Annotated in this window: 15 protein-coding genes; 14 read left to right on the forward strand and 1 reads right to left on the reverse strand. The window is 48.4% G+C overall.

All coding sequences use genetic code 11. The features are described from left to right. Positions 1-57: 57 nt before the first annotated feature. From MHI27_RS03920 to MHI27_RS03975, 12 genes are all read left to right on the forward strand, one after another. Positions 58-1,755 carry a hypothetical protein gene (locus MHI27_RS03920; protein WP_405175649.1) on the forward strand — a complete coding sequence of 566 codons (1,698 nt, stop codon included), beginning with the start codon at positions 58-60 and terminating at the stop codon, positions 1,753-1,755. A 284-nt stretch (positions 1,756-2,039) separates the two neighbouring features. After that, positions 2,040-3,746 carry an amylo-alpha-1,6-glucosidase gene (locus MHI27_RS03925; RefSeq protein ID WP_405175650.1) on the forward strand — a complete coding sequence of 569 codons (1,707 nt, stop codon included), beginning with the start codon at positions 2,040-2,042 and terminating at the stop codon, positions 3,744-3,746. 139 nt (positions 3,747-3,885) lie between these two features. Beyond that, positions 3,886-5,634, forward strand: a complete 1,749-nt coding sequence (locus tag MHI27_RS03930; protein WP_405175651.1) for a sensor histidine kinase — start codon at positions 3,886-3,888, stop codon at positions 5,632-5,634. Then, positions 5,612-6,832 carry a response regulator gene (locus tag MHI27_RS03935; protein WP_076286142.1) on the forward strand — a complete coding sequence of 407 codons (1,221 nt, stop codon included), beginning with the start codon at positions 5,612-5,614 and terminating at the stop codon, positions 6,830-6,832. Before MHI27_RS03930 ends, MHI27_RS03935 begins: the two co-directional genes overlap by 23 nt. A 157-nt stretch (positions 6,833-6,989) precedes the next feature. Further along, positions 6,990-8,213, forward strand: a complete 1,224-nt coding sequence (locus MHI27_RS03940) for a sugar ABC transporter substrate-binding protein (RefSeq protein WP_179085840.1) — start codon at positions 6,990-6,992, stop codon at positions 8,211-8,213. Positions 8,214-8,275: 62 nt separating this feature from the next. Further along, positions 8,276-9,229, forward strand: coding sequence for a carbohydrate ABC transporter permease (locus MHI27_RS03945; protein WP_076286178.1), 954 nt, complete (start codon positions 8,276-8,278; stop codon positions 9,227-9,229). After that, positions 9,226-10,038 (forward strand): carbohydrate ABC transporter permease, encoded by an 813-nt coding sequence (locus MHI27_RS03950; RefSeq protein ID WP_076286144.1) that lies wholly within the window; start codon positions 9,226-9,228, stop codon positions 10,036-10,038. The genes MHI27_RS03945 and MHI27_RS03950 overlap by 4 nt, the downstream gene beginning before the upstream one ends. 78 nt (positions 10,039-10,116) lie before the next feature. Then, the gene (locus tag MHI27_RS03955) at positions 10,117-13,272 is read left to right on the forward strand and encodes a glycoside hydrolase family 2 TIM barrel-domain containing protein (RefSeq protein WP_405175652.1); all 3,156 of its coding nucleotides are present in this window, start codon (positions 10,117-10,119) and stop codon (positions 13,270-13,272) included. A 14-nt stretch (positions 13,273-13,286) separates the two neighbouring features. Next, positions 13,287-14,069: an SDR family NAD(P)-dependent oxidoreductase gene (locus MHI27_RS03960; protein WP_339800480.1), complete on the forward strand. Its 783-nt coding sequence runs from the start codon at positions 13,287-13,289 to the stop codon at positions 14,067-14,069. Positions 14,070-14,123: 54 nt separating this feature from the next. Next, positions 14,124-15,524 carry an aminomethyl-transferring glycine dehydrogenase subunit GcvPA gene (gcvPA, locus tag MHI27_RS03965; RefSeq protein ID WP_405175653.1) on the forward strand — a complete coding sequence of 467 codons (1,401 nt, stop codon included), beginning with the start codon at positions 14,124-14,126 and terminating at the stop codon, positions 15,522-15,524. 26 nt (positions 15,525-15,550) lie between these two features. Then, a complete protein-coding gene (gene gcvPB, locus MHI27_RS03970; protein WP_340974140.1) occupies positions 15,551-17,110 on the forward strand; it encodes an aminomethyl-transferring glycine dehydrogenase subunit GcvPB in 1,560 nt (519 codons plus the stop codon). 99 nt (positions 17,111-17,209) lie between these two features. Next, the gene (locus MHI27_RS03975) at positions 17,210-18,445 is read left to right on the forward strand and encodes an MFS transporter (protein WP_405175654.1); all 1,236 of its coding nucleotides are present in this window, start codon (positions 17,210-17,212) and stop codon (positions 18,443-18,445) included. A 150-nt stretch (positions 18,446-18,595) separates the two neighbouring features. Here the strand turns inward: MHI27_RS03975 and MHI27_RS03980 are convergent, their stop codons facing one another. Continuing rightward, the gene (locus MHI27_RS03980) at positions 18,596-19,054 is read right to left on the reverse strand and encodes a hypothetical protein (protein WP_405175655.1); all 459 of its coding nucleotides are present in this window, start codon (positions 19,052-19,054) and stop codon (positions 18,596-18,598) included. 269 nt (positions 19,055-19,323) lie between these two features. Here MHI27_RS03980 and MHI27_RS03985 point away from each other — a divergent pair, with 269 nt between their 5' ends. Then, positions 19,324-19,668 carry a YojF family protein gene (locus tag MHI27_RS03985; protein ID WP_042184926.1) on the forward strand — a complete coding sequence of 115 codons (345 nt, stop codon included), beginning with the start codon at positions 19,324-19,326 and terminating at the stop codon, positions 19,666-19,668. A gap of 23 nt (positions 19,669-19,691) precedes the next feature. Continuing rightward, positions 19,692-20,345, forward strand: a complete 654-nt coding sequence (bshB2, locus tag MHI27_RS03990) for a bacillithiol biosynthesis deacetylase BshB2 (RefSeq protein WP_341147093.1) — start codon at positions 19,692-19,694, stop codon at positions 20,343-20,345. Positions 20,346-20,377: the final 32 nt, after the last annotated feature.

Genomic DNA, 20,377 nt, shown 5'->3' on the forward strand with positions numbered 1-20,377 from the left:
AAAATACCGATAAAAATTATAGTATTTTTATTTATATATAAATGGGGGAAAAGTTGGATGAAGAGGATTTTTAGTGTTTTGCTAATTGTATTACTGGTTATACCAGCGCTCGGCACTACAACTTTTGCGAGCAGTACGGTGAAGGCTAAGGTAACCGAGAGCAGTACATATTTTGACGGAGAACAAAGGGATCTGAACGGATTCAATATCTCGAACAGCAATTATTTTCGGCTGCGCGATGTAGCGGAGTATTTCTCGGGAACAGCCAGTCAATTTGATATCACTTGGAATAAAGCAAACAATGCAATAGAGATCATAACCGGGCAAGCCTATACTCCCGAAAAGAAAGCTAGCAGCAACTACTATAGTCGCAATAGAAATTATTCAGCTACGCTGTCGACCTCTAAAGTGCTAGTGAACGGACAGCTACAGTCGATTACGGCGTACAATATTGACGAGAATAACTATGTTCAGTTGCGAGATTTGGCGGGGAAAATTCCATTTGATATCGAATATGACGTTCAGTCTGATCGAATATCCTTGTTCTCAAAAGTTCCAGATCATGCTTACCGGGTAAAGACGGCGGTGAAAACCGAAAGTAACGCTGTATCTTCTTATTTTCCCAGATGGAAAAGTACGGCCACTTCCTATCTCGTGAATAATAATGACGGGACTGTAAGTGTCCTTGAGGCGAATAAGGAAGTTACGATTGAATCATATAATGAGAAGTTTGAACTAACTGGAAATAAGAGTATCCCTTTTGAACTTCCGATATTTGGTGGTTTCTATAGTGGGGAGAAGTATAACTATATTGCTTTTGGACAAGAGAATCGCGAAGAGAATGATAGCAAAGAAGTGATTCGTATTGTCCGTTATGATAAAAGCTTCAATAGAGTAGATAGTGTCTCCGTTAAGGGTGGCGAGAGTTATACGGTTAGCCCTTTTGATTCTGGCTCTGGTAGTATGGCCGAGGCTGGTGATATGCTTGTATTCCACACTTCACGTACAAGGTACACGACAGAAGATAAACTAAATCATCAATCCCAGCTGACCATTATCGTGAATACCCAAACAATGACCGTGACGAATGATCTGGGAAGATTCCAGAAGAATCATGTCAGTCACTCTTTTGATCAATATGTATTGTTTGATGGTGCTACGCATGTTCTAGTGGATCATGGTGATGCCTATCCTCGTTCGATTGTGCTGAATAAAGGAAATGGAACCAGCTATAACGAGGTAGACCTGTTTAATATTCCCGGCAAAATCGGAGCGAACACCACAGGCGTTTCTATAGGCGGATTTGAGATGTCTTCGGCGAACTATATTGTCGCTATGAATACGATTGACCATTCGCTTGTCAAAGAATATACGTCTTATGAGATGGTGGGACTAGAGAAGGATCAGAGAGATATCGTTCTTAGTGTTCTGCCAAAAGCCAACCTGTCTAGCACAGCAGTGAACCACATCACCTTGGCTAAATATGTTGGTACGAACCTGATCGCGTCCATCCCTGAACTAGTAAAAATCACAGACGACAAAATGATGGTGCTGTGGCAGGAGTTTGATAAAGAGAATCATCCGGGTGACCTGAAATATGTTCTTATAGATGGAGCGGGTGCAACCACTGGCGGTATCCAAACGATTAAGAACTTTGTACTATCAGAAAGCAGCCCTATTGTTAGCGGCGACAAAATTGTATGGTATACCAACAACAAAGGATCCAGACTATTTTATTCGATCCCATTAAATTAAATTAAATTACCAGCAAAAGGTTATCCCGTTAATGCCTACATGAGGTATTACGGATAACCTTTTTTTCTACCAAACTCATATGCCGTTTCCCTATCGATATGCTCGTTTATAAAGACGTGCTAACATTTGTACCCCTGATCATCTAACAAAAAGACACCCGTGTACGCCTCAGACTTCTCACTCCAACAATATGACTCCCCATCGCTAACACCTGTCTGTTTCGAATTTCTAACGCCTTGGATAAACTGAAAGCGCATACTTGCTTTGGAAAGGAGTCCAACGATATGAACTTTAATCTTAACACGGTACCCTTCAGCCGAAGAGGCACCTTTCTGGCTATTTCTGAACTACCTGAATCGGATGTCAGGGCGGAGGGACTTTACTTACGGACCGTGCGTGGTGGGGATGATAAATTTGGTGAAGCTTTTCAAATTGAACTGCTGGACGAGAGTAATCAGTATATTCCGTACGAGGCTAAGGCAGAGCCTGCACTGCTTCGTTTGAATACGGATACCGACAATATCTATGCGGAGATCTGTATCACAGATGGCCGTACGGTCCGTTTCAAGAGCAGAGGATGTGGCATTCGCCTCACCTTCCGTACCTCAGCCTATGATTATGCTTATGAACACAGCGCAGGCAGTTGGGAAGTAAATAGCTTCACCCATGAATGCCGGTTCATGTTCACCCGGTTAACCGGGGCTCTCCGGATGGAGGTACCTTGGGACAAAATCAAAAGTTCCCGCATTGTGGCGGAGTTCATCCCTGAAGCGGGTACGGAAATTGCCGAGTTCGCGGTGGAAGAATTCCGCACGGTATGGGAACGGCGTGATGCCTGGACACCATGGGAGGAAGCGGTACTAGCGGTGCAACAGGAATATGACCAGTGGCTGGGTGCCAGCTTGACCGTTCCCGAACGCTGGCAAGACGGCCGTGAACTGGCGGCTTATATTACCTGGTCCTGTCTGGTTCCCGCGGAAGGATGTTTGACCCGGCCAGCAATGTATATGTCGAAGAACTGGATGACGAATATTTGGAGCTGGGATCACTGCTTCAATGCGATGGCTCTGGTCAGACATCACCCGGAGCTGGCCTGGGACCAGTTTATGATTTTCTTCGACCGCCAGGATGAGAGTGGCCTGATTCCGGACTTTATCAACGACAAGTACGAGCTTTGGAACTGCAACAAACCCCCTATTCATGGCTGGACGCTGGCCTGGATGATGCAGCGGACGGATTATATTAAGGAATCCCATCTTCGTGAAGTGTATGGGCCCTTGAGCAAGTGGACGAACTGGTGGTTCCATTACCGGGATAACGACAAGGACGGTATACCACAGTACAATCATGGAAACGATTCGGGGTGGGACAACAGTACTGCCTTTAATAACGGGATTCCGGTGGAGAGTCCGGATCTGGCAGCATTTTTAATCTTGCAGATTGAACTGCTTGCCGAAATTGCCGGGCTTCTGGGGCTTACCGACGAAAGCACCGCATGGAGACGATTAGGCGAGGAGACCTTGGAGAAAATGCTGCGTCATTTCTGGAAGGATGGAAGGTTCACCGCTTGCCGTTCTGGAACTCACGAAGCATCCGACGGCGACAGCCTGCTGCTCTTCATGCCCATTCTGCTTGGCAAGCGGCTGCCGGAGCCAATCCTGCGCGCACTGCTGGATGGCCTGCGGGATGAGAGCCGCTTCTTGACGCCGAACGGCTGGGCTACAGAGAGTGTGAAGAGCCCTTACTACATGCCGGATGGCTATTGGCGGGGCCCGATTTGGGCGCCATCAACCATGTTGCTCGTGGAAGGTGTGGCCGCGGCGGGGGATGTTGAACTGGCAAGCGAGGTAGCCCGCCGATTCTGCAATATGCTGAACAAGAGTGGCATGGCCGAGAACTTCGATGCTCTGACGGGTCAAGGGCTTCGCGACAGGGCGTTTACTTGGACCTCAAGTGTCTTCTTAATCCTAGGGCACGAGTATACAACTTAAAAACATACGGGCACTTCCTCCTGGTCAAGACCGGCGCGAGGGGAAGTGCTTTCCCATTTTCCGAGATATTCCCGAGTGTGCCAGTCCGTGCTACACTTCAACTATAAAAATGAAATTTATAAGGCGGGGATGAGAAGTCATGTGGAGTCATTTCTTTAAGAAGTTATATCATCGCTTCTCTATTCGCTCTTATTTCAGCATCCGGACTAAGCTGCTCTTTTGCTTTCTTATTGTCGCGATTATTCCGCTACTGTCACTGGGAGCCTTGAACTATTATCAATCCGCTATAGTCATCAACTCTCAATTCGGGAAATACGGGGAGAACACCGTGGCACAACTTGATCAGCAGATCAGCTCCGCTTTGAACCGGATGAATCAGACGACAGGAACAATCTATTCGTATCTCCTTGATCCTGCACGGGTGGGACTAGGTGATCACGTTCCAACTACGTATCAGGAGATTATGGATAAAGATGACTTCGAGGCGCTGCTTAAATCACTTAAGACGGATCTGACAAGAGGTATTTATCTGATTACCCGCTCCGGCTATTACTATGGAGAGAATAATCTGGATGTCAGTAAGCTTAATGATATCCCCGCCTGGCGGGCCCTTACTTATTCATCCAAAGGGCCCTATTGGCTGGGCTTCTATCCTATGAATCATGGCATGGAAGCTTCGGATACCGGAGAACCTATACTGGGGCTCGCTGTACGGATTAATAATCCGGCTGGAACCCAGCACGGAAGCACGATCTTAATAGAAGAGAATGCGCAGGTTCTTCTAGATATGTTCCATATGTTTGAGGAAGATACCAAAGCGCATTTGACGATAACTGGTTCTGAAGGGCAACCCATATACCAGTCAGATTCTCCATTCACTCCAGACGATAGTGATGTGGTGTGGAATAGGACACTTGCAGCCAACGGATGGAAGATTGAAGCAAGGCTGCCGGCCAAAGCATTTTATTTTTCCTCGAGCCTGATCCGCTCCAACACAGTACTTGTAGCCATTGTTTCTTGTCTGCTTGCCTTTGGGCTAGCTTATATATTCTCATCGAAATTCACAGCTCGAATTCGCAGGCTGAAAGACTCGATGCAGAAGGTCAGCTTTGGCAAGCTACACACGAGGACCCTGGTGGAAGGCAAGGATGAACTCGGTAGCCTGGACACCAGCTTCAACCGTATGGTGGGGGGGATTCAATCCCTTGTGCAGGAAGTGGAGCAGAGTGAGCGGCTGAAGAAGGAGGCCGAGCTTAAGGCATTCCACTACCAAATTAATCCCCACCTGCTCTTCAATACGCTGAATTCTATCCAGTGGAAGGCAAGGCTCCAAGGGGCAGAGGATATCCGCCAGATGCTCTATCATCTGACGATGGTGCTCGAAGGTAATCTGGATATCTCTCAGGAGTTGATCACGCTTGGCCGTGAACTCCGCATGATTGAGCATTTTCTGAAAATACAAGAGATCCGTTACGGGTCCGCATTCAGTTATGAACAGACCTGTGACGAAGAGTTTAAGCCGTATCTGATTCCCCGTATGACCCTTCAGCCGCTCTTCGAGAACATCTTTTTTCATGGATTTGAAGATGGGGAGGGTAACATTTCGTTAAGTGTACGGGAGGAAGGCGAGCATCTGTTGTTAACATTGTCTGATGACGGTGCAGGGATCACTGAGGAGAAGCTGAAGGCGCTTATGCGTGCAAAGCCGGAAAGCAAACCGCAGAGACGCGGAGGACTCGGCGTTCAGAACGCGAATCAGAAGTTCAAGCTTCATTTCGGACAGCAGTATGGCTTGATGGTGCATTCTACGAAAGGTGAAGGCACTACTATCGTAATTCGGTGGCCCAAGAAGGAGGAGAGTCCGCATGGAGACAACCAAGACCATTAAAGTGTTAATTGCAGATGATGAGAGTATCGTGCGCAAAGGACTTCGCTCTACAATTCCTTGGCATAAGTATGGGATGGAAGTGGTGGCGGATGCGCCGAACGGCCTTAAAGCCTGGGAGGCCTATCAGATTCACCTGCCTCAAATAGTGATTACCGATATTGTCATGCCGGAGATGAATGGGATTGAACTGTTACGCAAAGTTAAAGAGGTCGATAAGGACACCCGGATTATTCTGCTGAGCTGTCACCGTGACTTCGAATTTGCTCAGCAGGGAATTAAGCTTGGGGCTTCAGGATATCTGCTTAAGACGGCCTTTGAAGATGAAGAGCTGGAAGGAATGCTGGAGAAGTTCCAGAGGGAGCTGACATCGTCTGCTCCCGTAGCGGATGCTGAAACAAGCGAAATCTATGGAGAACGTCTAGGCTCTCTCTTGTTTGCCTGGCAGAGTGGACACAGCAGCAAATTTGTTGACGAAATAGATAAGCTCATTAGGGAGAAGCTGCCGCTGAATAGGGAACCCTTGTACATTTATCTGATCAAGACCTGTGGATGCGATTGTACTTACCTGGATCTCGTCAAGCTTAATGAGGATGAGAATAGCCGGATGCCCCACAGTGCACCTGTTATCATCCCTTACGGTGAGGACCTTTGCTACTGGATTGTACCTGGTGACGAGCAGGAAATTGCGGACAGTCTGCTCGTTCAGATGAAAAGCCAAATCGAGAAGCTGAAATGGGCTAAGAGAGGACCGCTGGGCAACGCTGAAGATTTAAGCAAGGCCTTCATGGCGCTTCACAAGGAAGCGGAAGTGGAGAAGCTGCATGGTATTTCGTCTCAGGACTGGCCTGAACCGATCTGGAAGGCCGTGAAGCTTCTGCATGAGAACCCTGGAGCGGATTGGTCGGTTAGCGATTTGGCGAGCCAGGTGGGACTTAGCCGAAGCCATTTCTCGATCCTATTTAAGAAGACGGTTGGCGACAGCTTTGTGGCTTTTCAATATAAAAGGAAGCTTAAGCTTGCCAAGGCATTGCTGCGGGATACGCAGTTGACGATGCAGGATATTGCGGAGCGGACAGGGCTGGGCGACAGTAAATATTTCAGCAAATGGTTCAAGCGCTGCACGGGTCAGACGCCTAGTTATTACCGCATACAACAAAAAGACGCCGTGATTCGAACAGATGGACACCCCGATCTGTAAATCGAACAAAAGTACGCAAACATTCGAATAGATATCGGTTTTGAACCGCTTTCATAAAAGTTAAGATGAAAGCGGTTCAATTATTATTACCTCATTCAAAGGGGAGGCTGCCACAGTGAAAAAGAAAATTTCTCTTATTGTACTTGCCACTACGTTAATGGCAACTATGGTCACAGCTTGCGGGGGGAACAGTGAGCCTTCATCATCCACAGGTGCTGCAGGCTCAGGGGAGACGAAGACGCTTCGTTTTGCGACATGGGATACCGGAGACGCGCTAAAGATTGAGCAAGACATCGCCAAGAAATTCGAAGCAGCCCATCCGGGTACGAAGGTTCAGGTAGAGGCTTATGCAGACGGTTTTGACCAGAAGCTTGCCGCCGGATTCGGGGCAACCAATCCGCCAGATGTGATGTATATGTGGGATTTCCCGACCTATCATCAATCCCTGGAACCACTGGACAGCTATTCGAGCAAAGATAAAGAATTGAACATCGAAGATTTCTATCCGGGATTGTTCAACTATGGCAAAATTGACGGCAAGCTATATGGCATTCCGGCAGGGTTCACCACACGTGTGGTCTATTACAACAAGAAGTTGTTCGATGATGCCAAGATCCCTTATCCGAAGGATGGATGGACATGGACGGAGTTCCAGGACATCGCGGCCAAGCTCAGCGATAAGTCGAAGAAGCAGTACGGGTTCGGGGTTCGGGCAGAGAACGATACGTATGACCTTCAGAGCTTCGTATGGAGCAACGGAAGCTCGTTCATCTCTGATGACGGGAAAACGATTGAAGGATTTATGAACAGCAAAGAGACAGCTGAGTCTATCCAGATGCTCGGCGACATGGTTAAGAACGGCTCGGCTGTGCTGACCGGAGGCAAAGGCCAGCAGAGCGGAGATGACATTTTTAAAGCAGGTAAAATCGCTATGTGGGAGAGCGGTATCTGGCCGCTGGAATCGTTCAAGACGGCTGGTATAAATGTAGGTACGGTCGAAATCCCGGCGTTCCCAGGCAAACCGGTCAAAGGGGTGCTTGCGGAGTCCGCTTTGTCCATCGCCAAGGATTCGAAGCAGAAAGATCTGGCCTGGGAATTCGTGAAATTCTATGTGTCTAATGATTCGATCAAGATGCGTGTGGCGGATCTGCCTGTAAGGGTCAGTGTCGTAAATGAGCTGAAGAAAGATCAGGACCCGCTTTATAAACCGTACTACACGATGCTGGAGCGTTCCAGCAATACACCTGCGTTCCTGCTCAATCCGAAATGGAATGAAGTGAACCGCCAGCTCTCTGCTGCGGTGGAAGCGGTTATGCACGGCAGCAATGCCCAGGAAGTGCTGAATCAGGCTGTTAAAGATAGTCAACGTTATTTGAAATAACACATTTACAGAAAGAAGGTTAAGAGATGGCTCAGACCTTTCTGCATCAAGCAGGGGAGCCTATGGCCCAGCTCAAGCCTACACGAAAACGTAGTTGGGGTAGGGCTGTTCCCTACCTCTTCATTTTTCCTTGGATCTTCGGATTCCTCGTGTTCACCTTGGGGCCATTGTTATTTTCCCTTATCATCTCTTTTTTTGATTGGCCGATTGTCGGCGAAGTACACTTTATCGGGTTTGGCAATTATGCGGAAATGTTTACGGATGACCCGTTATTCTGGACCTCACTCGGGGTCACCCTCAAATTTGCAGCTCTGTTCGTTCCATTGAACATCATTGTGGCGCTTGGGCTTGCGATTCTCTTGAATCAGAAGACACGGGGCAGTGCTATATTCCGAACCGCCTTTTATATTCCCTCCGTTATATCCGGTGTCGCTCTGGCTATGATCTGGTCTTGGGTGTACAGCGGTGATTACGGGATTCTGAATTACTTCCTGTCCCTGATCGGAATTCAGGGCCCTGATTGGCTCAACGATAAGCAATGGTCATTAGTAGCGATGGTGGTCGCAAGTCTCTGGGGACAAGGCTCGATGATGCTGATCTTTCTGGCTGGCCTCAAAGGGATTCCGAGAGATCTTTATGAATCCGCTTCCATTGATGGGGCAGGTAAGCTCAGACAATTCTTCAGTGTGACGATTCCGATGATCACTCCGACGATTTTATTTAACTTAATTACATCCATCATTGCAGCCTTCCAGCAGCTGACCCTGGCTTTATTGCTGACCGGAGGCGGTCCAATGAAAGCAACCTATTTTTATGCCATGTACATGTATGAGAATGCGTTTAAGTATTTCAAAATGGGATATTCGGCAGCTAACGCCTGGTTCATGTTCCTGATCGTGCTCGGCTTGACCTTTCTTGTGTTCAAATCCTCGGAAGCCTGGGTGTTCTACGAAGGTGAAATGAAGAAGAATCCTCAGGAGAAGCTGAAGGCTCAAGGAAGGAGACGTTCTTTGTGAAGAAAATACTCGTATACGTTCTGCTGCTCTTTTTTTCACTGTTGTTCATAGCTCCGCTGTTCTGGGCGGTTACGACTGCGCTCAAGTCACAGTCCGAGCTGTATCTTTTTCCACCTAAATGGATTCCTTCTGTATGGAAGTTCAGCAATTTTGCAGAGGCGTGGAACATTCAGCCCTTCAATATGTTTCTGAAAAATACACTGATTATTACCATCCTGTCGACGTTTGGTCAACTGATTTCATGCACGCTCGTAGCCTATGGATTCGCCAGATTTCAGTTCAAGGGCAGGGATTTTCTGTTCCTGGTTGTGTTGGCAACAATGATGATTCCCTGGGAAGTCACTATGATCCCGCAGTATATGCTGTTCAACGTTCTGGGATGGATTAATACGCTCAAAGCTCTTATTGTACCGTCTTTCTTCGGGTCCGCCTATTTCATTTTCCTGCTGCGGCAGTTCATTCTCACCATCCCGCGGGAGCTAGACGAAGCAGCTACAATCGACGGAGCCAATAAGCTGACCGTATTAACACGGATTATTGTCCCGCTGATGGGGCCTTCGCTGATCCTGGTCGCTGTGTTCCAGGTTATGGGATGTTGGAATGATTATCTGGGTCCGCTCATTTTCCTTAACGACCAGACGAAATACACATTGACCCTAGGGCTCTCACAGTTCAAAGGGATGTACGGTGTGGATATGCAGTCCATTATGGCGATTACAGTTCTGATCTCGATTCCGCCGCTGGCAATCTTCTTTTTCGCTCAACGCTACATCGTTGGCGGCATTGCGACTACGGGCATCAAAGGTTGATTCGCCGCAGCGGGTTCGGAAATCTAATAACAGCACACAGCGCAGAGTAGAGTAGAGAAAAGAGAGGAGAAATGAACCATGTCACAGCAAACTATCAGGAGGGATTGGGATGATCTTGGCATCCTTCAGCGAGGGCGGGCCAAAAGCCGGGCCTACTTCATCCCCTACTCTGACTGGTCAGGGGCACTAACTTACAATAGGGGAAGCTCCCCCTGGTTCAAATCCTTGAATGGCATATGGAAGTTCAATTATGCAAAAGGGCCGAAGTGGGCTCCGGATTATTTCTACGAGGAGGCGTATGATACTTCCGGCTGGGATGAGATTCAGGTTCCGGGGCACTGGCAGCTACAGGGATACGGAACTCCACATTATACGGACCTATATTATCCGTTTCCGGCAGACCCCCCGCATGTGCCTGACGAGAATCCGACAGGCAGTTATGTTAGAGAGTTCATGCTGCCTGAATCCTGGAACGGACGGAATGTCGCCATTAAGTTCGACGGGGTGGATAGTGCGTTTCATATCTGGGTAAACGGCAAACCGGTCGGATACAGTCAGGGCAGCCGCCTAACCTCAGAATTCGATCTCACTCCTTATGTGAAACCGGGCCACAATACTTTAGCCGTTAGAGTGTACCAATGGTCGGACGGCAGTTATCTGGAAGATCAGGATATGTGGTGGATGAGCGGAATTTTTAGAGATGTGTATCTGCTCTCCGAGCCGTCTTCGCTCCGCATTGCCGATTATCGGATTATAACGGAACTGGATGAATCAAGCCGTGATGGGATCTTGTCTGTTCATGTGAACATACAAGGGGAAGCTGCTGAACAGGGCAGTCTGCGGCTTGAACTGCTTAAACGAAGTGGTGAATCTGTTGCATGGGCTGAGGATCGGGTTACTGCAGGAAAGAATGTGCAGCTTATAATGCCGGTAGGACAGCCGGAACTGTGGAGTGCGGAATCCCCCAATTTGTACCATCTGAAGATCACTTTGTTGGATGAAAGTGGAGATACGGTAGAGATGACGGCTCAGCGGGTTGGATTCCGCACAGTTGAGGTGCGCGGCGGACAATTCCTGGTGAATGGAAAGGCGATTCAACTCAAAGGAGTCAACCGTCACGATCATCACCCGGATACAGGTCGCACAGTCACCGTCTCCACCATGCTACAGGACATCAAGATGATGAAGCAGCACAATATTAACGCTGTAAGAACCGCGCACTACCCGAATGATCCCCGGTTCTATGATCTGTGTGATGAGTACGGCTTATATGTTATGGAAGAGACCGATCTGGAGACACACGGATTCGAACTGCTAGGCAACATTTCCAGACTCAGCGATGATCCTGCCTGGCAGGAAGCCTACGTGGAGCGCGTTCAGCGAATGGTTGAGCGCGACAAGAATCATCCTTCCGTGATCTTCTGGTCGCTTGGGAATGAGTCCGGCTTCGGCTGCAATTTCCGGGCGATGGCGCAGTGGTGCAGAGAAGCTGACCCAACACGGCTTATTCATTACGAAGAAGATCGCGAAGCTGAGGTCTGTGATGTGGTAAGCACGATGTACTCCTCCGTTGAGAAGATGGAAGGCTTCGGTCAGTTGACTGATCATCCGAAGCCGCATATTCTGTGTGAATTCGCGCATGCCATGGGCAACGGCCCCGGTGGATTAAGACCTTATTTTGATACTTTTGACAAGTACGATAGACTGCAGGGCGGCTTTGTGTGGGAATGGATTGACCACGGGCTGAGCTGGAAGACGGCGGATGGGAAGGCTGATTATGCTTATGGCGGGGACTTCGGGGATGTGCCCAATAACAGCAACTTCGTCATAGATGGTCTAGTCCGGCCGGACCGAACGCCATCACCGGGCCTGCTTGAATATAAGAAAATTATCGAGCCGGTTCGCGTCGAGTATATAAGCAGGAACAAGGTTAATGTGATTAACCGCTATGATTTCCTGACACTGGATCACCTATATGCTGATTGGAGCATTACCATGGATGGACGTACCGTTCAAAGCGGGGTTCTTGCACTGCCAGAGATTGAAGCGGGCGGACAGGCAGAAGTGGAGATTCCTTATGACCACAGTCTTGATGCTCTCCTTCGCAGTGAGGATGCGGAACAGTGGCTGAACATCAGCTTCTCGATCGCCGCTGACTGTCTTTGGGCGGAGCAGGGGCATGAAGTGGCTTGGGCTCAGTTTCTAATGCAGGATGAGTTGGGAAATCGTGTTGGCGATAATCATACAGGGCATTCAGATGACCATTCCAATGCTGCTATTGGGATGAGAAGTCAGCAGATCAGGCGGAATCTTCACTGCACAGAAGCTGCTGGACAGATCATTCTCGCAAATGAGGACTTCCGGATGATCTTTGACACGCGGAGCGGGCGAATCGATTCGCTTCGTCTGAATGGCAAGGAACTAATGAAAGCCGGACCGCGGCTGAATTTCTGGCGTGCACCGATCGACAATGACATGTATGTGCTACCGGACTGGCGCAAAGCACACCTGGACCGGCTAACAGAACGTGTTGATGAGGTTAGCTGGGCCTGGCTTGATGAAGGGAACATCCGCATCACTGTGAGTTCAAGGATTGCTCCGCCAGTTTTTGATTGGGGTTTCCGGTGTGTAATCACCTATACCGTAACCAGTATAGGGCAAATCACTATGGATGTGCAGGGCACACCGGAGGGCAAGCCGCCAGAAATGCTGCCTAAGATTGGACTTCAGATGGAGATTCCAGGCGACATGGATCGAGTGAAATGGTATGGCCGGGGACCTGGTGAGAATTATTCGGACAGCAAAGAGGCATGCCGTGTTGGAGTGTACACAGCTTCAATTGATGGACTATTCACTCCATATATATATCCGCAGGAGAATGGGAACCGGATGGATGTCAGATGGTTATCCGTCACAGACGCATCCGGACTTGGTCTACTTGCTGCAGGTAGTCCGACGCTTGAATTCAGCGCGCGCCGTTATACGGACAAGGATCTTGAAGAGGCACAACATGCAAGCGAGCTTGTTCCGCGTGACTTCGTCACGCTGAATCTGGATTACCGGCAGAATGGGCTGGGCAGCAACAGTTGTGGACCTGCCCAGATGCCGGATCATAAGGTAACATCGGAAGCTTTTACATTCCGTATTCTGCTCACTCCGTTTTTATCAGAAGATACCACGCCAGAGTGGCTTGGTAGACAAATGCTGTACGGGTTACCACAATCGCATCAATGAGAGGAGGGGACAGCATGCTCCACACACAGGATGTACTCAATTTAAGCGGAAAGATAGCTGTTGTTACCGGAGGTGCTTCAGGTATCGGCCTTGCTACGGCCGGACTGCTTGCGGATTTCGGAGCACATGTGGTTGTGCTGGACATCAATGTAAGGCAAGGGGAGCAGGCTGTTCATGAGATGAAAGAGCGGGGAAGGAAAGCAAGCTTCCACCGCTGCGATGTCTCCTCTTCGGAGGACTGTAAGCGTGCTGCCTCAGAGATTGAGAACGCGTACGGCAAGGTCGATATTCTGTTCAATAATGCGGGGATTATCCGCCGTAAGACCGTTGTCGAGCTTGAGGAAGCCGACTGGGATCTGGTAATGGATGTATCACTTAAGGGAGTTTATCTACTCTCCAAATATATAATCCCGGTGATGGAGCGCGGAGGCGGTGGCAGCATCATTAATACCGGCTCCGGCTGGGGCCTTAAAGGCGGGGACCGTGCCGCTTCCTACTGTGCAGCCAAGGCTGGAGTGGTCAATCTCACCCGAGCCATGGCCATTGACCACGGTTCCGCAAACATTCGCGTGAACTGCGTGTCCCCAGGCGACACGGATACGCCGCTTTTACGCGATGAAGCCAAGCAGCTTCAACAGGACGAAGCTACCTTCCTCGTAGCCTCTGCTGGGGGACGTCCATTGGAGCGATTGGGTACACCACGTGATATCGCAAATGCGGTATTGTTCCTAGCTAGCGATCTGTCTTCCTGGGTCACCGGAAGCGTACTTGTTGTGGATGGCGGCGGCATTGCCTAACGGTTAAAGAAATAAATACTTTAAATCAACCTTTTAAGGACGGAGGCGTTAACCTTGTCTGAACACAGAACTTATGCCCATCCCTATATCCCGAATACAGCACCGGAAGTCCGTGAGGCAATGCTGAAGGAAATCGGCCTGAGCTCCGTCGACCAGCTGCATGATGCAATTCCAGACAGTCTGAAGCTTAAGCGGGAGATGAATCTTCCTCCAGCTATGAATGAATATGAGCTTCGTCGACATATCGAGGCTCTGCTTGCGAAGAACAAGCATGGCGCCGATTATATCAACTTTCTCGGGGCTGGCTGCTGGCAGCATTTCGTTCCGGCTGTATGCGACGAAATTAATCAGCGCTCGGAGTTCGTGACGGCTTATGCAGGAGAGCCTTACGAAGACCACGGCCGATTTCAGTCCTTGTTCGAGTATCAGAGCCTGATGGCCGAACTCGTCGATATGGACGTAGTTAATGTCCCTACCTTCGACTGGGCACAGGCAGCCTCCACGGCCATCCGAATGGCAGGTCGGATTACAGGCCGTAGGATTGCGCTGCTCTCCAGATCCGTCGATCCGGATAAAGCCAAGATCATTACCAATTACTGTACACCTGTAATGGAGATTAGGTACGTGGAAATTGATCCGGTGACAGGAAAAATAGATTTGGATGATCTGCAGGGCAAGCTTGAGGAAGGAACGGCGGCGTTCTACTTCGAGAATCCAGGTTATCTCGGAATTATTGAGGATCAGGGTGCTGAAATATCTGAGCTTGTGCACGCGGTAAATGCTATCTCTATTGTGGGCGTTGATCCGATCTCCCTTGGCGTACTGGAACCTCCAAGCCGTTATGGCGCTGATATTGTCTGTGGGGATTTGCAGCCGCTGGGCATGCATATGAACTATGGTGGAGGTCAAGCCGGATTCATCGCTACCCGGGATGAAGAGACTTATGTGATGGAATATCCGTCCCGCCTGTTCGGTATTGTTCCTACTGAAGTGGAAGGTGAATATGGCTTCGGTGATGTAGCCTATGAGCGTACATCCTTTGCCCAACGGGAGAAGGGGAAAGAGTCGGTGGGAACACAGACAGCCCTGTGGGGAATTACCGCCGGAGTTTATCTATCCCTGCTTGGACCAGTGGGGATGCAGGAAGTAGGGGAGACCATTATACAGAAATCTCAATATGCGGCGAATAAGCTGTGTGCCATTCCCGGGGTCTCTTTGCGCTTTAAAGATACAGCCTTTTTCAAAGAATTTGTCTTAGATTTCAACGAGACTGGAATATCTGTTGCTGAGATTAACAAGCGTCTTTTGGAAGTAGGGATTTTCGGAGGAAAAGATATATCCTCCGCATATCCCCAGTGGGGACAATGTGCTCTGTACTGCGTAACTGAAATTCATATGCAGGCAGATCTGGACCGGCTTGCCTCAGCTATCGAGAACATTGTCTGCAAGAATTAATAGTACAGAAGAGTAGGAGGAAAGCCATGAAACGGATTCGTAGAGATCATAAGGTACGCCGCTTTCACCAGGCCAAATGGGATGAACCGGTGATCTTCGAGCTTCACCGATCGGGTGAGCGCGGAGTGATCCCGCCGGGCACCGAGGCTGGGATTGCCGAGGTTGTCGGTCAAGGCTCCGCCCGAATTCCATCAGCGATGCGGCGAAAAGAAGCACCGGCGCTGCCCGAGATCGGTCAGGCCAAAGTTCTTAGGCATTATTTAAGACTCTCTCAAGAGACTTTGGGTTCCGACCTTAATGTAGAGATCGGACAGGGGACATGTACTATGAAATATATTCCCCGTATCAATGAAATGCTTATACGTACCCCAAATCTGATGGAACTGCATCCTCTGCAGGATGCTGGATCCGTTCAAGGAATTCTGGAAATCTACTATAGGCTGGACCAGGCGATGCGTGAAATATCAGGGATGAATGCTTTCTCGTTCCAGCCAAGCAGTGGCACCCAGGCCTTGCTGGCCATGGCTTCCATTGTACGCGCATATCATGATTCACGTGGCGAGGGAGACCAGCGGGATGAGATCATTACGACGATCTTTTCACATCCGTCCCAAGCGGCGACCGCAGCTGTCAAGGGGTATAAGATCATTACACTGCATCCTGATGAAGACGGATTCCCGGATCTGGAGAAGCTGAAGAATGCCATTTCTGAACGCACGGCGGGTTTCGTCGTGGCCAATCCGGAAGACACAGGTATATACAATCATCGCATCCGCGAGTTCACGGACGTGGTTCATGAAGCAGGAGGAATCTGCTTCTACGATCAGGCGAACGCGAATGGGCTGCTGGGTATCACCCGGGCCAAGGAAGCCGGGTTTGACATGTGTTTCTTCAACCTGCATAAGACCTTTGCCGCACCTCACATGTGCGGAGGGCCGGCTACAGGCGCTCTTGGGGTAACCGATTCCCTTAAGCGTTTCCTGCCCGGTCCGCTTGTTGACTGGGACGGTAGTCGTTATGTCCTTGTAGAGCAAAGCGGTGATAGCATCGGCAAAGTCCGCAGCTTCCACGGCGTGGCCCAGACTGTACTTCGTTCCTACGCTTGGATTATGAGCCTGGGGCCAGACGGTCTTAAGAATGTGGCCCAAATCGCTGTACTGAATAATAACTACCTGTATCACAAAATTCTGCAAATCCGCGGAGCCAGCGCTCCTTACATCAAAGGTCGACGTCTTGAACAGGTAAGGTACAGCTGGAAGCAGCTTACGGATGAGACTGGCGTAACGACAGAAGACATCACCCGCCGGATGTGTGATTTCGGCCTGCATTATTGGACATCCCATCATCCGTACATCGTTCCGCAGCCGTTCACCCTGGAGCCGACTGAATCTTATTCGAAGGAAGATCTTGATGAATATATCGAGGCGCTGACCCATATTTCGAATGAAGCTTACACGCAGCCGCATATCGTCAAACTAGCTCCGCACAACAGTACCGTTCACCGGAATGTGGAATCTTCTCTTGATGATCCTGCAAAGTGGTGTATTACGTGGCGGGCTTATCTAAAGAAGACACAGCCGGAATAGGGCTTGGTCCCTACAATTAAAATATACATTTGAAAGTAGAGGGGCTCCGTTTGGAGCCCTTCCTATTTGACTGTATCACCAAAGAAAGGGGTTATGGGTATGTCTGGGTATATGAGGAACTTGCTGCGCCTGTCTGTCGGCGTCCGCCGGTTTCTTATGACCGAAGCCATGTATGGCATCGGCATCGGTATGTATTCGCTAGTTCTTAATTTGCATTTGCTGTCCAAAGGAATGAAGGAGGATGAAATCGGGCTGCTCATGTCCATAGGTATACTGATCATGGGTGCATTGGCTATTCCTGTATCCATATCGGCAAACCGTATAGGTCGTAAAAAGCTGCTAGTATCCGGCATCATGTTTATAGCGGCAGGAAGTGCACTTTATGCGATTGGCAATCATTCCGGCATATTCTATTTGGCTCAAACTTTGGTCTCGATTGGCCTTACTCTTGTGGAGACGACTGAGGTGCAGTTGCTATTTCACTATTGTGCCTCGCGCAAGGAAGAAGCCAGTGCCTTCTCCCTGATGTTTGCCGTGTTTACGGCATTTACAGGGGCAGGAACCCTGGCTGCCGGATACTTGCCGAATTCGGCTGATAGCGGGGATGGGTATGGGCTAACGCTGCTGCTTGCTGCACTGGTTTTCGTTGTTCACAGTATGATTAGAGGACTCTGGCTTCCCTCTGAGGGGAGGGAAAGCGAAACGGTTAGAACCTCTGAAGTTCTGGAAGTGAACAGTGAAGTCTCTAGCTTGAGGAAAAAGCTGCCTTCCGGCACACTCTGGCTGTTCTCGGTATTCATGGCCCTGCTCGGAGGAGCGATAGCCATCACTGGGTCATTTCTTAATGTAATTGTGAAGTATAGACTGAACTGGATGGATGACAAAGTGTCCATTCTGCTGGCGGTAAGCGGAGTTGTTTTGTTTGCAGCTTCTTTAATGACGCCTTACGTATTAGAGCGTTTTGGCCACAATGTGGCCATCGTATCTGTCTTTTTGGTTAACATACTCGTGTTCGCCTCATTATCCTGGGTTATGCCAGTCTGGATGTTCACAATCGTGTTTCTGGTTCGCGGGGGAGGGCTTACGATGCTGTCTAATCTGCTGGATAGTCAGTTGATGTCTGCCTTTAAGGAGCGGGAGAGGAATCTCTACGCAGGGATGAGGTCCGTATTTCGGAGCCTCGGATCATCCGCCGCCGCTCTGCTTACGGGGTGGATTTTGATTGGACAGGATTATGAAATCCCCTTTTTTCTGACATCTGTAGTATTGATTCTCTGTCTGGTTTATTACATCTGGTTCATACGCCCAATTCTGGATAAAAGGCTGAAAGAATGAATGGCTGAATTCAATTTTCATAAATAATTCAATCTGGACAGCAGTGTGAATAAATATATAAGGGGCTGTCCAAAAATCCATGTGAAATGGATATAGGACGCCCCTTTGCATTGAAGTAGGCTTTCGCTTTTCCTTCTAACATAACCTGCATTAAATCCATCCAAAGAAGAACTTATATCTTATGGGCTTGTTGTTTCTTTGTGCCCACTCCCTAATTTCCTCTATGCCATTAGCCGTATTCTCCTTTTTAAAAGTAAAGTACAGATGTAGTGGAACCAACTTTTTGTCAACAGTCTTAATTCCAATTCGTTTACCATCGATAAACACTGAACTTATTTCATCCGCATCGTATCTTTTCTTATTTAAAGAAATAATAAAATTGTCGCCAAGTGTAATACTCTTGGAACTAAGCAATCGATAGAGTGAAAATATGATAATAATGAATATAAAGATGAACCATATTCTTGGAAAGAAGAACAGGAAGTCAGGTGTGCGGTTAGTACTATTATACATAGTAATTATTAAGGAAACTTCTAAAAAACACATTGCAATTAGTGTTCTCATTACGTTTGGATATTTGATTGAAAGAGACGTTTCATGAAATCCCAAGTTACTCCATCCTTTCTCCTGTAATTCAAAGACTCCACAATGATTTTACCATATATTGTGATCTCAGTGTTTGATCAAGCTACGCGGGCTAATGCTCTTTTTTTATGTGTAAGGCCTCTTCTCAGGAGTGACCATTGAATTACAAACCTTTGGAAGTTATACTTTGATGAGAAATACGGACCCGCTTATCCTTTAACAGATCCGTCCTTAATAAGGTAAGGATCTTATTTTTCGTAGGTATAATTTCATTCAGATATGGAGGCGTAACCTTGCAGCTAATTAATCAATCCGAAATACAAGAGAGGATCGACCTGCTTAAAGATCAGGATCTATATATCCATCTTGAGATGACGACGGGAGCATACGCTGCCCATTTCGATAGTTCTAAGCACCCAGCGGCTACTTTCATTACTAATGCTGTGATCCGATATTCTCATGGTTCGATTTCCGGTCATGGACCTTATCGCGTAGGCCTAAAAATGTCACAAGGCTGGGTGTACTCGGAAGGACTAACTCACTATGAAGAGAGTGAGACCGAAAGATTAATTCTGGCCGGTCATGACAGCCAAGGCAAACTGGTCGTATCCTTGCAATTAAGCCGGGAGCCGTTCTAATGGTAGAGGAGATGAGGAGTTCAGTGGAAAGACATATTCTAGTTATATTACCGCATCCGGATGACGAGGCCTTCGGTATATCTGGAACACTAGCTAAACATGTGCAAAACGGCACCCAAGTCACCTACGCTTGTCTGACACTTGGAGAGATGGGCCGGAATATGGGTGTGCCGCCATTTGCGAATCGGGTAACCCTCCCAGAGATCCGTAAAAAGGAGCTGGAAGAATCCTGCCGAGCGATTGGAATACAGGATTTGAGAATGCTTGGTTTCCACGATAAGACGATTGAATTTGAAGATCAAGCTCTGCTTGAGGGCCATATTGATGCGCTTCTGAAGGAACTTAACCCCTCACTGATCATTACATTCTATCCGGGGTACAGCGTTCATCCCGATCATGATGCTACCGGAGCTGCAGTGGTTCGAACGGTTGGAAGAATGCCCAAGGCAGAGAGACCTCCTGTTCACTGTATAGCTTTCGCCAATAATATTGAAGAGATTGGAAAGCCTCAGGTTATCATTGAAGTGAAAGATTTCCTGAAGCAAAAGATGGCATCCATTCAGGCGCATAAATCTCAATTCCAAGCCGCTGAACTGTTAGGCAGCAAAACGCTAGAGGATAAAGAAATCCAAGATCGTTTTGGAACAGAGCATTTCTGGATCTATCCATTTGAATGATATTGAGTCCGAGCATAAACGCTCGGGCTTTT

This window comes from Paenibacillus sp. FSL H8-0261, from assembly GCF_045040645.1.
Taxonomy (GTDB): Bacteria; Bacillota; Bacilli; order Paenibacillales; family Paenibacillaceae; genus Paenibacillus_AQ.